Here is a 15,837-nt window from a genome sequence, read left to right on the forward strand (position 1 = left end):
GTGGCTTTCTGCTGAAACATTTGATAGTGAAAGACACAATACAGATAATTCAACTACATTCCGAACAATTCGGGAATGTAATCGCTCGATTATGTTTATACTTCATCTAGGGATAAGGGAGGGTATTCCGGAGAGGGGAATGCGCTCTTTTTTTGCTTACTTTTCCATTTACTATCAACTTTATTGAAGGAGATTGAATAGCATTGGCAACATTTTATGAATTTGAACTACATCATAACGTCGTCCGTGGTCTCACTCAGATGGGACTTGAGGAAGCGACGCCTATTCAGGAGCAGACCATTCCTCTGGCGTTGCAAGGAAGAGACGTAATCGGACAGGCACAGACAGGCACGGGGAAAACTGCTGCGTTCGGTATTCCACTCGTTAACAGGCTCGATGCAGAGCAGGAAAGCATTCAGGGTGTTGTATTAACCCCGACTCGGGAGCTGGCCGTACAAGTGTCGGAAGAGCTAAATAAAATTGCCCGCTATAAGGGAATTCATGTCTTGCCGATCTACGGAGGACAAGATATGACCCGCCAAATTCGGGCACTCAAGAAAAAGCCTCATATTATCGTCGCAACACCAGGGCGTTTCATGGACCATATGAGAAGAAAAACCATCCGTCTGCATGCCGTTGATATGGTCGTACTGGATGAAGCGGATGAAATGCTGAACATGGGCTTTATTGAAGATATTACGACGATTCTGCAGGAGATGCCGGAGGAGAGACAGACACTGCTGTTCTCTGCGACCATGTCCAAGCCTGTACAAGAAATCGCACAGAAGTTTATGGATAATCCAGATATTATTAAGGTAAAAGCCAAAGAAGTAACGGTCTCGAATATTACACAGCAGTGCATAAAGGTAACAGAACGAGAGAAGTTTGATGTACTGTGTCGTTTGCTTGATATCGATGCGCCAGAGCTGGCCATCGTGTTCGGAAGAACGAAGCGGAGAGTGGATGAGCTGTCAGAAGCGCTACATAAGCGTGGCTATAAGGCGGAAGGCATTCATGGAGATTTGAATCAAGCCAAGCGGGATAGCGTACTGCGGAAGTTTAAGGAAGGCAGAGTCGAAGTGCTGGTAGCTACCGATGTCGCTGCCAGAGGACTTGATATTAGCGGTGTAACCCATGTATATAACTTCGACCTTCCGCAAGACCCGGAGAGCTATGTGCACCGCATCGGAAGAACGGGCCGCGCAGGTAAGACAGGATTGGCGATTAGCTTTGCGACGCCGGGCGAAATCGACCATTTGAGAACGATTGAAGCGTTGACCAAAAAGAAAATGGAATGGCGTGAGGCTCCGACGCTGGATGAAGCCATTGAACAGCAACAGCGTTTGACGGCGCAAAAACTGTTGGAAGTAGCTGAAAAGGCAAATCTTCAAGCATATAGAGAAACGGCCGAGAAATTACTGGAAGAAGTTGATTCTGTTACGCTCGTTTCCGCTGTACTGAAGATGCTAACAAAACAAACGAACACGTCGCCGGTCAAATTAACCGAAGAAGCGCCGCTGCGGGTGAAGAAGAAAAAGTTCGATGATAAAGGAAGATTTGGGAAGCGGAATAATAAAGGCGGAAAGAGGACGTTACAACCTGCTAAGTCCAATCGTGCCCCAGGCGGAAAAACAAGGAAAAAGAAAGTGAAGTAATATACGAAGGCAGAGCATGAGGGAATCCGCTCTGTCTTTTTCTTATGTCTGATTCCAGGACAGTCATTTGGTAAAATAAAAGAAGGTAGACGATTTTGTTCACGGATGCGGCAGGAGGAAATAATGAAAAAAATAGATGTAGTTGGAGCCGTCATTGTAAACGAGAAGGGTGATATTCTATGCGCATTGCGTTCGCAGCAGATGTCAATGCCCGGATTATGGGAGTTTCCGGGCGGTAAAGTTGAACGAGAGGAAACTCCCGAAGCCGCTTTGCAGCGTGAAATAAAAGAAGAACTTGGTATAGCAATAGAAGTGGGCGCTCTTATTGCGGATGTTACGCATGAATATCCTACTCTGACTGTACGATTGCTGACATACTATGCTGCTCTGACAGATAAGAATGCTGTTCCCTGTGCGACAGAACACGAAAAGATAGCATGGGTAGAGCTTGAAAGTCTGAAAGGATTGCACTGGGCGCCTGCAGATATTCCTACTGTAGATAAAATTATAGAATGTCATAACGGAGTGATACAGCATGGTGAATCTGCCAATTGATTCGGTTCTTCCAGAGTTGAAGAATGCGCTGCACTCCCGGGAGAGTGCGGTGTTGGTAGCTGCGCCGGGTGCCGGGAAGACGACTCGGGTGCCACTCGCTCTTTTGAACGAGCCATGGCTTCTGGGACGCCGCATTCTTATGTTAGAACCGCGCCGTCTGGCGGCCCGTTCTGCAGCTCGCTATATGGCCGCATTGCTTGGCGAACAGGTTGGAGAGACAGTGGGATACCGGGTTCGAATGGACACTAGGGTAGGGCCGAATACAAGAATTGAAGTGATTACCGAAGGAGTGCTTACTCGCCTTTTGCAAGCCGATCCGGCACTTGAAGAAGTAGGGCTTGTTATTTTCGATGAGTTCCATGAACGAAGCTTGCATGCTGATCTGGGACTTGCGCTCTGCTTGCAATCCCAATCTATCCTGCGGGAAGATTTGAGAATTCTTGTTATGTCTGCAACGCTTGAGGCGAAGCCTGTCGCCGCCCTGTTGAATGATGCGCCAGTGTTGAGCAGCGACGGGCGGTCTTTTCCAGTGGAAACGTGCTGCATCCCCCGGCGCATTGAAGGTCAGATGGAACCGATCGTTGTGCGTACAGTTGCAGATGCGCTGGAGAAGGAAGAAGGAGATATTCTTGTTTTTTTACCGGGGGCAGGCGAGATTCGTCGGGTAGAAGCCGGTCTCGCAGAGCTGAAGCTGGGACGGCATATTCATGTAGCCCCGCTATATGGCAGCCTTTCGAGAGAAGCGCAGGATAAGGCGATTGCGCCGAGCAAGTCGGGAGAGCGTAAGGTCGTATTGGCGACATCGATTGCCGAGACGAGTCTAACTGTTGAGGGTGTGCGAATTGTTATCGATAGCGGCCTGATGCGTGTTCCCCGTTTTTCACCACGGACCGGTATGACGAGGCTTGAGACAGTCCGGGTATCACGGGCTTCAGCGGATCAGCGCCGAGGTCGGGCGGGTCGTCAAGCTCCTGGAGTATGCTATCGGCTCTGGACTGAACAGGATGATAGATACCTTAATCCGAGCAGTACGCCAGAAATTCTGGAGACCGACTTAATTCCGCTGGCACTGGAGCTGGCCGCATGGGGAGTATCTGATCCTGCGGAACTTCTCTGGCTTAATCCTCCTCCTGCCAGTGCATTCAATCAGGCACGTGAGCTCCTTATTCAGCTAGGTGCGCTGGATGAGGGCGGAGCGATTACTTCACACGGACGGCGTATGACCGAACTTGGCTTGCACCCACGGCTTGCTCATATGGTTCTCAAAGCGCTACCTATTCGACTCGGTGGGTTGGCGTGCGAACTGGCGGCACTTCTCGGTGAACGAGATTTCTTTCGGAATGGAGTACATGCTCCGGAAGCTGACATCCGGCTCCGTATGGAGGCGCTTCGTAGCGCTGGCAAGATTCAAGGACATAAGATAGATATAGCTGTCTGCCAACGAATTCTCTCTGAAGCAAATCATTGGAAAGCAGCGTTAGGTATAGCTCCGAAACAAGAGACAGACGACTTGGATGCGTGTGGGCTACTGCTTGCTTTTGCATATCCGGATCGCATTGCCCAACGGCGGGAGAATGGCCGCTTTCTTCTACGCAACGGACGAGGCGCAGCATTCGCCAGGATGCAGCCGCTTTCTAGCGCACCTTATTTGACAGCGGCAGAATTGGACGATCAAGGAACGGAAAGTCGGATTTTTCTAGCTGCTCCGGTTGTGCTAAGCGATTTGGAACAACACTTTGGTGAGCAAATCGAAGAAGACAATGTAATTACGTGGGAGCGACAGACGCAGAGCGTACGTGCACGAAAACAGGTGCGGTTGGGCGCTTTACTTCTAAAGGAGATGCCCCTTGCCGATCCAGACCCGGATGACATTCTGGTCGCTTTGCTTCATGGAATCGCAGAAGAAGGATTGGAGATTTTACCTTGGACGAAGTCCGCTCGCCAATTTCAGCAGCGTCTTACTTTTATGCACCGATTCAATTCAGATTGGCCGGACGTAGCAGATGAAGCGCTCATCGTAACACTTAAGGGGTGGCTTGCTCCCCATCTATACGGATTGAAGAGTCGGGATGACTTACAGAGGCTAGATATGAAAGCGATTCTTGAAACGATGATTTCCTGGGAACAGCGTAGAGAGCTGGATACGCACGTCCCGACACACTTTGCTGTTCCTAGCGGTTCACGCATTGCGATCGATTATACTAGTCCCGAGTCTCCTATATTAGCTGTGAAGTTGCAGGAAATGTTCGGATTGCAAGAAACACCGCGCATCGCCAGGGGGAGGGTTCCGCTTACACTGCACCTGTTATCGCCGGCGCAGCGTCCTGTACAAGTAACACAGGATTTGGCGAGCTTCTGGCAGAACGCATATTTTGAGGTGAAAAAGGACCTCAAAGGACGCTATCCTAAGCATTATTGGCCGGATGATCCATTATGCGCCGAGCCGACAAACCGTACACGTCCCCGCAAATAGCCAGGCACCGGGAAGGAAATCCTGCCCGGTGCTTTTTAAATAAAAGAAAAAGGTCATACTGGAAATTGGTGGAGCAACCATGCTGTGATTTTCTCTTTCAGCTCTTGCTCCACAGGCTCCCTCGCCTGCCTTCTATAATCTTTTATAATGGTATCCATATGCGCTTCCGCGTTCGTTTTTCTTAGGATATGCGTCATGTCCTCAATGAGATAAGATTCGCATGTTCCCTGTACGATATTGCAGATTTCTCTGGCATGCTCCGGGTGTACTTGCACATCCTTTGTGCCGGTGATAGCGATGACGGGACAGGATACTTCCTTCAAGTATTCGCGTACATCATATTGTTCATGTTCCCGGTTCCACTTGGCATTTATTTTTTTCCCTTTGTATATGACGATAGCTTCATCTGTCGAATGAATTTTTTGGAGCAGTTCATCATTCATCTTATCGATTTTTCCAGAAACATTCAGAAGGCGGAGGAGCCAGCCACCGAATCCCTTTTTGCTCTCAATGTCCCGTTTCATCTGTTCCCGTTGCCATGCGGTCGTATCGGCCAGTGGTTCAGCCGTGCCTGCAATCAGAATCATACCTTGTACAGCTATGCGCCTGCTGACCGCCGGAGCCAGAATAGAGCCCTCACTGTGCCCAAGAAGAATGATTCGTTCCCCGTCGATGTTCGGGTGGTTTTTCGCGAATGATACGGCTGCGGCCGCATCATCAATTAAGTCGAATAGGCCAGTTTCATAAAAGTCACCTTCGCTTTGTCCGACCCCTCTTTTATCATAGCGGAGAGTGGCGAAGCCCTTCTCTGCGATTGCATCGCTTAGCTGTTTAAATACATTAATGTGCAACTGCTTCGCATTACCATCTCTGTCGATGTCCCCACTTCCGTGTATCATGACCACAACGGGGTGCTTTTCTCTATTTTGCTGTGGCAAGGTTAATATTCCGGATAACGGATAGGCACCAGGGATAATGATTTCCTGCTCTTGAAAGTCCATGATGGGACCCCTTTCGAAATAATATTATCATTATTAATAATAATAACGCATGTGTATATAGCGTCAAGTAAAAAGTGAAACTTTCATCAGCTTCGAGTTCCTCCTTGCCCATTGATGGTTCATTGCATGCTGGACCGGGAGAAATATATAAACTAGAAAGGAAGTGTTCCTGTAAAAAAAGGCAATTGTAAGCGCTATTCCCTTTGTGTAAAATAAAGTTTGCAAGTCTATCATTGTTTGAAAGGAGTGAACTATCTTGACCTTGCTTGAAAAGTTTGTTGGTACCAGCAACGAGATTCTATGGACTTATATTCTAATCGTTTTGCTTATCGGGCTGGGAATTTATTTTACGATTAAAACAAAGTTTGTTCAATTTCGAATGTTTGGTGAGATGGTCCGGCTCCTTGGTGACGGAGTAGAAGATACCGCCAAAGGAAAAGAAGGAGTTTCTTCTTTTGGCGCATTCTGTATTAGTACTGCATCCCGGGTAGGGACAGGAAACCTGGCCGGAGTAGCGCTGGCGATTTCAACGGGGGGACCAGGTGCGGTCTTCTGGATGTGGCTTATTGCTCTAATCGGTTCTGCTTCTGCATTCGTAGAAGCAACGTTGGCCCAGATTTATAAAGTAAAAGACAAAGACGGATTCCGCGGGGGACCGGCGTATTATATGGAGAAGGCTCTCCGCCAACGTTGGATGGGTATTCTGTTCGCGGTACTCATTACATTGTGCTTTGGTCTGGTATTTAACTCGGTACAAGCTAATACAATCACGCTGGCATTAGAGACAGCTTACGGTTTTGACCGGTGGATTACAGGATTGTTTATCACAGTGTTGACTGCGTTCGTTATTTTCGGCGGCGTAAAGCGCATCGCTAAAGTAGCAGAGATTATCGTTCCGGTTATGGCCGGAGGATATGTGCTGCTGGCGTTGTACATTATCCTGACAAACATTACGCTACTACCGGATGTTTTTGCTACGATTTTCAGTAGTGCATTCGGTTTGCAGGAAGCGGCAGGTGGTACGATGGGCGCAGCGCTGATGATGGGAATTAAGCGCGGTCTATTCTCCAATGAAGCGGGAATGGGAAGTGCGCCGAACGCAGCAGCTACCGCCTCGGTAAGCCATCCGGTGAAGCAGGGATTAATCCAGTCTCTTGGAGTGTTTGTAGATACGCTGCTCATCTGTAGTGCAACATCATTTATCGTACTGTTATCTGATGCGTATAAAAACCAGAACCTAGAAGGTATTGCTATCGTACAGACGGCGCTTAGCTCCCATATAGGTCTTTGGGCTGGAAGTTTCATTGCGATTGCGGTGTTCTTATTTGCATTCAGTTCGGTAGTCGGAAACTATTATTATGGTGAAACGAATATCGAATTCATGAACACAAATAAAACATGGCTGCTAGTGTACCGTTTAGCTGTAATCGGGATGGTCATGTTCGGTTCGCTGGCGAAAGTCTCGATCGTGTGGGATATGGCAGACTTATTCATGGCGTTGATGGCTGTTACAAACCTGATAGCCATCGGTTTATTGGGCAAGATTGCATTTGCGGCACTGGCAGATTATACACGGCAGAAAAGGCAGGGTGCTGACCCGGTATTTTATCGTAACAGCATCCCGGGTCTGAAAGATGTGGAATGCTGGCCTGAGCAAGACACAAGAGCAGAAGTAGCCACCTCTAAAACGACTGAATAACAAACATAAGCGCCTGTGTGTCATGTATATTGCACACGGGCGTTTTATTTACTTCCGAGTTTTTCTATAATCGGCCCGTAGAAAGAGGGACGAAAAATTAGGCGTGTTGAACTCTCTATACGTAGACGATATTATGTATAACAAAGGTGCATAATTGTATGGCCGATTTATCCATTTCATATAGAGAGGTTGATTGTATTGGAAAACAAGCCAAGTTCATCGAACTTTATTAAAAGCATCGTCGACCATGACCTGAAGTCCGGAAAGGTAGATAAGGTGATTACTCGCTTTCCTCCGGAGCCGAATGGGTACTTACACATCGGGCATGCTAAGTCTATTTGCCTGAATTTTGAGCTGGCAGATGAGTATGGTGGCAAAACGAATCTGCGGTTCGATGATACGAATCCACTCAAAGAAGATGTAGAATACGTAGAATCGATTAAAGAAGATGTGAAATGGCTCGGATTCGAATGGGATGGATTGTTTTTTGCATCCGACTATTTTGAAGAGATGTATAACCGTGCCGTTCTGCTCATTAAGAAAGGCAAAGCGTTCGTCTGTGATTTATCGCCTGAGCAGATGCGCGAGATGCGTGGAACGTTGACAGAGCCGGGTAAGGAAAGTCCATACCGTAACCGGAGTATGGAAGAGAATCTGGATTTATTTGAGCGCATGCGTAAAGGGGAATTTAAGGACGGAGAGAAGGTACTACGCGCTAAAATCGATATGGGCTCCCCGAATATAAATATGCGTGATCCTGTCCTTTATCGTATCTCCCATGCAACGCATCATAATACGGGCGATACATGGTGCATCTATCCGATGTATGCCTTCGCTCATCCGCTCGAAGATGCGATTGAAGGAGTAACACATTCCATATGTACGCTGGAATTTGAAGATCAACGTCCTCTGTACGATTGGGTTGTACGCGAGTGTGAAATGGAGAGCGTGCCTCATCAGTATGAATTCGCACGTTTGAATATAACTAATACAGTGATGAGTAAACGGAAACTGAAACTATTGGTAGATGAGAATCTTGTGGACGGCTGGGATGATCCGCGCATGCCAACCATTTCCGGTTTACGCAGAAGAGGGTTTACACCGGAATCCATTCGTGCATTCTGTCGGGAGATCGGTGTAGCTCGCAGCAACAGCCTTGTCGATGCGAAAATGCTTGATCACTTCATTCGGGAAGACTTAAAATTGAAGGCGCCGAGGACGATGGGCATTCTGCGGCCATTAAAAGTCGTGATTACCAACTACCCTGAAGGACAAGTAGAAATGCTGGATGCGGAGATTAATCCGGAGAATCCTGAGATGGGCATTCGTCAAATTCCATTCTCGCGTGAAATCTACATCGAACAGGATGATTTCATGGAGGTTCCGCCAAGCAAGTACCACCGTCTGTATCCTGGTAATGAAGTGCGTTTGAAGCATGCCTATTTCGTTAAGTGCAACGATGTAATCAAGGATGAGAGCGGTAATGTGGTAGAAATTCATTGTACGTATGATCCGGAGACGAAAAGCGGTACAGGCTTCACCGGCCGTAAAGTAAAAGGAACAATCCATTGGGTCGAAGCAAGTAATGCCGTACCAACTGAATTCCGATTATATGAACCGCTCATTCTTGATGAACAAGAGGGGGAAGAGGAGGAAGGCAAGACATTCCTCGATTATGTTAATCCGAATTCGCTTGAGATCGTACAAGGATTTGTCGAGCCTAATATGAAAGATGCAGAGCCGCACAACAAGTTCCAATTCTTCCGTCACGGCTATTTCAACGTAGACCCGAAACATACGACGGCTGAGAAACTCGTATTCAATCTTATCGTCTCCCTGAAAAGCTCATTCAAATTACCTAAATAAATAGGAAACCTTCATCCTATGTAAATTTGAATCATGTTATAATTTGTAAAAAAGCCTTATAGTATATAAGGCTTTTTCTTTTTAATAATAAAGAATGGGTATGCAGAGTACCACTTTATTCCACCTGACTGAAACAAGAGGAAAAGGTGAAACTACTCTGGGCGAAAGTCGTATCTATGGTGTACAAAAAATGTTGGAGGCACACGGGGGAAATGAAAAACATGGAAGAAAATGAACTTTTGCAGGAGCTTGATTATGTATTCAAAAAGTTGGGTAGAAAGATTACGGTGGATTTAACGAAACGTATTACTCCTAGCATATCAGCATCGCAGGGACTTATCCTGAATATCTTGGAGGAGAGAGGGCCGAAAAAGGTATCAGAGTTGGCTGAGGAATTAGAAATTACTCTCCCGTCCATTACGACCCTAGCGGATAAACTGGTAGCACAAGGCTATGTAGAACGGAAAAAATCCGATAAAGATCGCCGGATCGTCTATCTCGTCATTACGGAAGAGGGAAGGGACCTTTGGAACGAAATCCGGGATGAAAGAAGAAAGAGATTGCATAAATATTATGATGCTTTATCTGAAGAAGATATCCGGCATCTTATCCGCATATATAATATTATACTTGCAAGCCTAGAAGAAGCAGACAGAAAGAAATAGAAAACATTTACTTTTATTCGGCTATTGACTTATTCTCAATGCCGAGGTTTATAATATTACTTAGTTTAGTTAATTAAATATTGTGCAGAAAGATAATGAGGGCTTTAGAAAACCAGGCGAGAGGAGGAATAGTATGAAGCGCTTTGGGATGAATATCATCGTGATGCTTTGCCTGCTGGCGGTAATAGCAGGCGGAGGCTACTATGTCACACAACAAGTCAATTACGTAATGACGGATAATGCCCGTGTGATTGCAGATATGGAAACAGTTGCTGCCCCAGAGAACGGTCGTTTGGATACGTGGTCAGCTCAGACTGGTGAGCAAGTAAAGGCCGGGACATTATTAGGCATAGAGAAAGCAACTACAGCTAAACCACAAGATGAAATCAAAGCTCCTATTGAAGGTACGGTGCTTAAAACAAACGCATCACCAGGCCAGATGGTCGCACAGAAACAACCGCTCGCGATGATAGCTGATATGAAAAAAATGTACATTTTAGCATATATCGATGAAACGCAAATTGGAGATGTTAGTGTAGGCAATACGGTCGATGTATATCTGGATGCTTATTCTAGTACGAAGTTCAGTGGGGAAGTAAGTGAAATAGGGTACGAAGCAGGTAACTTTCTGCAAGGAGGACAGTCCTCCAATTCTCAACAGAGTAGCACACCTTCCAAAGAGGTACAGCGTGTGCCGGTAAAAATTAAGGTCGATGATTTCTACGGAAATTATGTCGCACTTGGCATGAATGCTGAAGTGAAAATCCATAAGTAAGAAATTCAACATAGAAACACAAAGAAGGAGAGTCATACATGAGCAGAGCAAGATTTTTTTGGATTAATGTTGTTATTTTCCTGGTCATTGTCGGCCTTGCAATTGGTGCGTATTACTATTATTTCATTCAAGCCAATTATGTATCCACGGATGATGCCAAAATAACAGGTCAAGTCGCAACGGTTACAGCACAGTCACAGGGAAAATTAGCAGGTTGGAAAGGCCAAGAAGGACAACAGGTGAACCAGGGTGACACGATGGGGCAAGTGAATGGTGGCGCTCAAAATGTGACAGTTACGGCACCGCTTAGCGGTACGGTAATACAAAGCAAAGCCATGAATGGTCAAATAGTGGTTCCGGGTCAACAATTGGCTCAAATTGTAGATATGAAAAAATTATATGTGGAAGCAAACATTGAAGAAACGAATATTCGAGATGTGAAAGTCGGAGCGGATGTAGATGTGACAATCGATGCGGAACCGGGTACAAAGATTAAAGGCAAAATTGAAGAAGTCGGTATGGCAACTAATTCAATGTTCTCGTTAATGCCACAGCAAAATGCAAGTGGAGACTATACCAAAGTAGTACAGCGTGTACCGGTTAAAATCTCCATGGATAGCTATCCGGCTGATATCGTTCCTGGTATGAACGCAACGGTACAAATCCATAAATAACAACTTAGAAATAGAAAGGAGGGAATGTTCGCATGCCATCCAATAGAAGTTCGAGCGGTATTGCCCAGCACATTCCATTGCTAGTAGTGCTCATGCTGGGTTTATTTATTGCTATTCTTAACCAAACCTTATTGAATGTGGCCATCCCTCATCTCATCAATGAATTCAGTATTACGGCTTCAACCGCCCAATGGCTGTTGACCGGATATATGCTGGTAAATGGTGTGCTTATCCCGTTATCTGCGTACCTCATGGAAAAATTCGGACTGCGCCGGTTATTTCTTGCAGCTATGTTTTTCTTTACCATTGGGTCGTTAATATGCGGATTGGCGCCATCATTTTCCGTATTGCTGATCGGACGTCTGGTGCAGGCCGTAGGGGGCGGTATCCTTATGCCGCTGGTTATGACCATCATTCTATTTATTTTCCCACCGGAAATGCGTGGACGTGGGATGGGGATTTTTGGCCTTGCGATTATGTTTGCGCCAGCGATTGGACCGACTTTATCCGGATGGATTATGGAACACTATAGCTGGCGCCTATTATTTAACGGAATTGTTCCGTTTGGAGCATTAGTGCTGGTCCTAGCGTTCTTCTTGTTGAAGGATACGTTGGAGCCGAAAAATCCGCCATTTGATGTATGGGGAACAGTTACTTCAGTTATTGGTATCGGGCTTGTTCTGTACGGATTGAGTGAAGCCGGAACGAGCGGCTGGGATAGCGCCATCGTTGTTGGAAGTCTGGTCGTTGGTGTCGTTGTAACAACGATATTCATTTTTCAACAGCTGCGTTCACCTCGTCCGATGCTGGATTTTCGGATCTTTAGGTATGATGTGTTTTCACTCTCTAATATTATCAGCGTCATCATTACTGTCGCGATGTATGCAGGGATGTTCTTGCTACCGATTTATTTACAAAACCTGCGCGGATTTACTCCATTGGAATCAGGCTTGCTCATGCTGCCTGGCGCATTAATTATGGGGGCGATGTCTCCGTTATCCGGTACATTGTTTGATAAAGTAGGCCCTCGTCCGCTTGCGATTATTGGTTTGTTGATTACGGTCGTAACTACTTATGAATTTACACACTTAAGCATTCATACGAGCTACAACTACATTTTGACTATCAACATGGTGCGTTCTCTGGGGATGTCGTTTTTGATGATGCCAATTATGACGGCAGGGCTTAATCAGCTTCCACAGAGCAAAAACGGTCATGGTACGGCGATGTCTAATACGTTGCGTCAGATTTCCGGCTCGATTGGTATCAGTATCGTTACAACGATTTTCAGTACGAGAACAACGTTCCACCTAGGTAAAATCAGCGATCAGATGAATACGATGGACCCGAGCTTCAGCCAATCTTTCCAATCGTTGGTTGGATCGGTTTCCAGCGCGACAGGTATGCCTGCTTCTCAGGCAAGTGAGACAGCGGCGAGCATGCTGGCCGGGCAGGCAAGCCAACAGGCGGCCATCATGGGCATCAACGATGCATTTTTCTGGGCCATGGGATTTTCGATTATCGGGCTGATACTAAGCTTTTTCCTGCGTGATGTACGCAAAGACCCACAGGTCGAGTTAGGAACAGAAATAGAGATCTATAAAGCGGAGCGGGGCGGTCGTGTAGCAAAGCGCGTATAAAGGTTAGCCCCGACGTTAAAAAAATGGAGGGATAGCATGAAGATTTACGTAGTATACGACAGTGAAAGCGGTCATACTGAAGCGCTGGCCGCTTCTATTGCAGAGGGAGCGCAAAGCATTGAAGGCGCCCAAGTTTTCTTGCGTCATGTAAATGAAGCGGACGTGAATGACCTGGTCGAAATGGATGCTATTATATGGGGATGCCCCGGCCATTTTGGAACGATCAGTGCCGGTCTGAAGACGTGGATTGATAAGCTAGGGTACTTGTGGGCTCGCGGTAAGCTGGTTGGGAAAATTGGTGCGGTATTTTGCACGACGGCATCCATGCACGGTGGCGTAGAGGCAACAATGTTGAACCTGATCACGCCGATGCTGCATCAGGGAATGATTATTGTAGGTTTGCCGGGCAATATTCCTGAGAACGCCTTATATGGTTCCTTCTATGGAGTAGGTGTTACTTGTCCGGTGGAAACTTCACCGGACGATCCGGTACATGCACCGAATGAGAACGACTTGGCACTTGGCAGAGCATTGGGTAGACGCGTAGCGAATGTCGCGGGCAAATTCGCAGCTTCGCCCGGTATGGAAGTAAGAGGATAAGGCAATGATTATAGGCATTATCCTGGCCGTGTTAGCCCTGCTTGCTATCGTATTTTTGATTGCCTTTAATATCCGTGCTTCTTCTTCACCGCGTAAAACAGATGCCCCTGACTCGCCGTCTCCGCTATCCTCTGTCCCGGTTCCTGTGCAAAAGGAAGAGCCAAAGGTGCAAAGTACGATGAAAGTGGAAAAGCGTACAGAGCCGAGAGCAGATGCCCACAAAAGCACAGACGAAGAATATCGTCAGGCTCTCCGTCAGATGTTCCAGAATGAGAAAGAGCAGGAGAACGAAAGTGATTCACCCGATTCTTTTATGGATGATAATGAATATCGAGCTGCGATGCGGTCCATAAGCAAGAAAAAACAAGAATAGAGAACAGCCTGTACCTTCTACGGTACAGGCTGTTCTTGTGTTTGGTCTGTCGGTATTTATTTCGTTGCGGATACTTCAGCTTGCAGATTTTCGTGCTGACCCGGCCCATACAGGCGATATGCGGCGTGGTTGGTTGGACCGACATATTGGTTTAGCGGGAATGAGTGACGAATCGCTTCCGTGATGAACGCTTTTGCCAGTTCGATCGCTTCACGTGCAGTCTTGCCTTTTGCCAGTTCGGCGGCAATAGCTGCCGAGTAGGTGCATCCGGCGCCATGCGTGTAAGTCGTTGCAATACGCTCAGATTCCAATACTTCGAAGTTCTTCCCGTCATACAACACATCCACGGCAGCTTCATGTTCAAGCTTGCCGCCGCCTTTAACGATAACGTATTTAGCGCCGCGCTCTTGGATTTTGGCTGCTGCTTCTTTCATTTGCTCAACGGTCTTAATCGGACCCATACCGCTTAATTGCGACGCTTCGAACAGGTTTGGCGTTACGACAAGCGCTTTCGGTACGAGTACATCACGCAAGCATTCGTTTGTTTCCGGGTGCAGGGCTTCGTCTGCGCCTTTGCATACCATCACCGGATCAACAACCAGGTTTTTCAGTCCGTATTTTTCGATTTTGCCCGCAGCCATTTCAATAATATCGATGGAGCCGAGCATACCTGTTTTCACAGCATCAACGCCAATACCAGCGATGACAGTCTCAAGTTGTGCTTCCAGTGTTTTTACGTCAATCGGAAATACATTATGGAACCAACCGTTATGCGGATCTTGTGCTACGATGACTGTCAGCGCAGTCATACCATAAACGCCACGCTCCTGGAAGGTTTTAATGTCGGCCTGGATGCCGGCGCCGCCGCTCGTATCTGAACCGGCAATTGTTAACGCTTTATACATACTCATGGTTTTTAATCCCCCTTGCAACCGCAATTTCCTAGGCTTAGATGTTCTTATTCTGTGAGGGTTGAAAAAGGATTACTCATTCGTTTTGTGAATCAATCATTTTACATCTCACAGGCGGTTTTATCTTTATTATAACAATCGTTACGGAGAGTACAATCAAAAAGAGGGACAAGTTTATTTCTTCGGAATTTTCCATTCTGCTCATATTTCCTTATTGCAAAAGTGAAGAGTGATATGGTACTATTTTTCTGTATTAATTAAACGATGGTCAATTAATGTGATGACGAGGTGTTTGATTTGGCAGCAAGAAGGGCAGTAGACCAGGAACTTACAAGAGAGCGGATCTTAGATGCAGCTAGAGAGCTGTTTGTTACCCACGGGTATAGAAATGTTTCTATGCGTCAAATCGCGAGGGAGCTAGGCTACAGTCACGGTTCGATCTATTATCATTTTGAGAACAAAGCTCAGCTCTTCTATGCATTGCTCAGTGAAGGCTTTGCGTTGCTAAACCAAAGGTTCCGTGAGGTCATGGAATGTGAAGAACTTACCTCGAAAGCAAAATTAGAAGGCATTTTGTTTGGGTTCATCGAATTTGGGCTTACTCATCAGAGTCATTATGAAATTATGTTCTTAATAAAAGATGAAGAGGTGAGAAGTTGCTTACGACAAGAGCCGAATGAAAGCTATGAACAATTTGCGGATGCTGTATATGTACTGAGTGGGAAGAAAGCCGATGTATCAAAAATATGGTCTGTTTTTTTGGCCCTGCACGGTTTTGTTTCACACTATTACAAGACAGAGCAAACTTTTTCCGATGTTGAATCTGCCGCTAAAGCGCATGTGCGCTTTCTATCGGGCATAATACAATAGAGTAAAACTTTCACCAGCTTAAGGTTCTTTATCCTCTGCTGATAGCTAGTTGCACTTATTTGAGTCTTACTGCTTGTTGG

14 protein-coding genes are annotated in these 15,837 nt (G+C 46.3%); 12 read left to right on the forward strand and 2 right to left on the reverse strand.

Annotation, left to right across the window (positions count from 1 at the left end):
* Window positions 1–203 precede the first annotated feature (203 nt).
* The 3 genes from AF333_RS26585 to hrpB all read left to right on the forward strand — a co-directional run bounded on the left by AF333_RS26585 (window position 204) and on the right by hrpB (window position 4,683).
* The gene (locus AF333_RS26585) at window positions 204–1,655 is read left to right on the forward strand and encodes a DEAD/DEAH box helicase (protein WP_043065329.1); all 1,452 of its coding nucleotides are present in this window, start codon (window positions 204–206) and stop codon (window positions 1,653–1,655) included.
* A gap of 123 nt (window positions 1,656–1,778) precedes the next feature.
* On the forward strand, window positions 1,779–2,210 hold the full coding sequence (locus AF333_RS26590) for a (deoxy)nucleoside triphosphate pyrophosphohydrolase (protein WP_043065330.1): 432 nt from the start codon (window positions 1,779–1,781) through the stop codon (window positions 2,208–2,210).
* Window positions 2,191–4,683, forward strand: a complete 2,493-nt coding sequence (gene hrpB, locus AF333_RS26595; protein WP_043065331.1) for an ATP-dependent helicase HrpB — start codon at window positions 2,191–2,193, stop codon at window positions 4,681–4,683. Before AF333_RS26590 ends, hrpB begins: the two co-directional genes overlap by 20 nt.
* Before the next feature lie 53 nt (window positions 4,684–4,736).
* Here the strand turns inward: hrpB and AF333_RS26600 are convergent, their stop codons facing one another.
* Window positions 4,737–5,684, reverse strand: a complete 948-nt coding sequence (locus AF333_RS26600) for an alpha/beta hydrolase (RefSeq protein WP_043065332.1) — start codon at window positions 5,682–5,684, stop codon at window positions 4,737–4,739.
* 256 nt (window positions 5,685–5,940) lie between these two features.
* Between AF333_RS26600 and AF333_RS26605 the strand changes: the two genes are divergently transcribed.
* The 8 genes from AF333_RS26605 to AF333_RS26640 all read left to right on the forward strand — a co-directional run bounded on the left by AF333_RS26605 (window position 5,941) and on the right by AF333_RS26640 (window position 13,976).
* Window positions 5,941–7,383, forward strand: coding sequence for an alanine/glycine:cation symporter family protein (locus AF333_RS26605; protein ID WP_043065333.1), 1,443 nt, complete (start codon window positions 5,941–5,943; stop codon window positions 7,381–7,383).
* A 198-nt stretch (window positions 7,384–7,581) separates the two neighbouring features.
* Complete coding sequence (locus AF333_RS26610) at window positions 7,582–9,249, forward strand: glutamine--tRNA ligase/YqeY domain fusion protein (RefSeq protein WP_173585725.1); 1,668 nt, start codon at window positions 7,582–7,584, stop codon at window positions 9,247–9,249.
* 212 nt (window positions 9,250–9,461) lie between these two features.
* Window positions 9,462–9,914 (forward strand): MarR family winged helix-turn-helix transcriptional regulator, encoded by a 453-nt coding sequence (locus tag AF333_RS26615; protein ID WP_043065335.1) that lies wholly within the window; start codon window positions 9,462–9,464, stop codon window positions 9,912–9,914.
* Between the two features lie 133 nt (window positions 9,915–10,047).
* Window positions 10,048–10,689 (forward strand): HlyD family efflux transporter periplasmic adaptor subunit, encoded by a 642-nt coding sequence (locus tag AF333_RS26620; protein WP_043065336.1) that lies wholly within the window; start codon window positions 10,048–10,050, stop codon window positions 10,687–10,689.
* Window positions 10,690–10,727: 38 nt separating this feature from the next.
* Window positions 10,728–11,363 carry an efflux RND transporter periplasmic adaptor subunit gene (locus tag AF333_RS26625; protein WP_043065337.1) on the forward strand — a complete coding sequence of 212 codons (636 nt, stop codon included), beginning with the start codon at window positions 10,728–10,730 and terminating at the stop codon, window positions 11,361–11,363.
* A gap of 32 nt (window positions 11,364–11,395) precedes the next feature.
* Window positions 11,396–13,003 (forward strand): DHA2 family efflux MFS transporter permease subunit, encoded by a 1,608-nt coding sequence (locus AF333_RS26630; protein WP_043065338.1) that lies wholly within the window; start codon window positions 11,396–11,398, stop codon window positions 13,001–13,003.
* A gap of 36 nt (window positions 13,004–13,039) precedes the next feature.
* Window positions 13,040–13,603, forward strand: a complete 564-nt coding sequence (locus AF333_RS26635) for an NAD(P)H-dependent oxidoreductase (protein ID WP_043065339.1) — start codon at window positions 13,040–13,042, stop codon at window positions 13,601–13,603.
* A 4-nt stretch (window positions 13,604–13,607) separates the two neighbouring features.
* Window positions 13,608–13,976 (forward strand): hypothetical protein, encoded by a 369-nt coding sequence (locus AF333_RS26640; protein ID WP_043065340.1) that lies wholly within the window; start codon window positions 13,608–13,610, stop codon window positions 13,974–13,976.
* A gap of 56 nt (window positions 13,977–14,032) precedes the next feature.
* On the opposite strand, the gene pdxK is transcribed toward AF333_RS26640, so the two are convergent.
* Complete coding sequence (gene pdxK, locus AF333_RS26645) at window positions 14,033–14,887, reverse strand: pyridoxine/pyridoxal/pyridoxamine kinase (protein WP_043065341.1); 855 nt, start codon at window positions 14,885–14,887, stop codon at window positions 14,033–14,035.
* A gap of 297 nt (window positions 14,888–15,184) precedes the next feature.
* On the opposite strand from pdxK, the gene AF333_RS26650 reads away from it, so the two are divergent.
* Window positions 15,185–15,757 (forward strand): TetR/AcrR family transcriptional regulator, encoded by a 573-nt coding sequence (locus tag AF333_RS26650; protein WP_043065342.1) that lies wholly within the window; start codon window positions 15,185–15,187, stop codon window positions 15,755–15,757.
* The last annotated feature ends 80 nt before the right edge of the window (window positions 15,758–15,837 follow it).

This window comes from Aneurinibacillus migulanus, assembly GCF_001274715.1.
Taxonomy (GTDB): domain Bacteria; phylum Bacillota; class Bacilli; order Aneurinibacillales; family Aneurinibacillaceae; genus Aneurinibacillus; species Aneurinibacillus migulanus.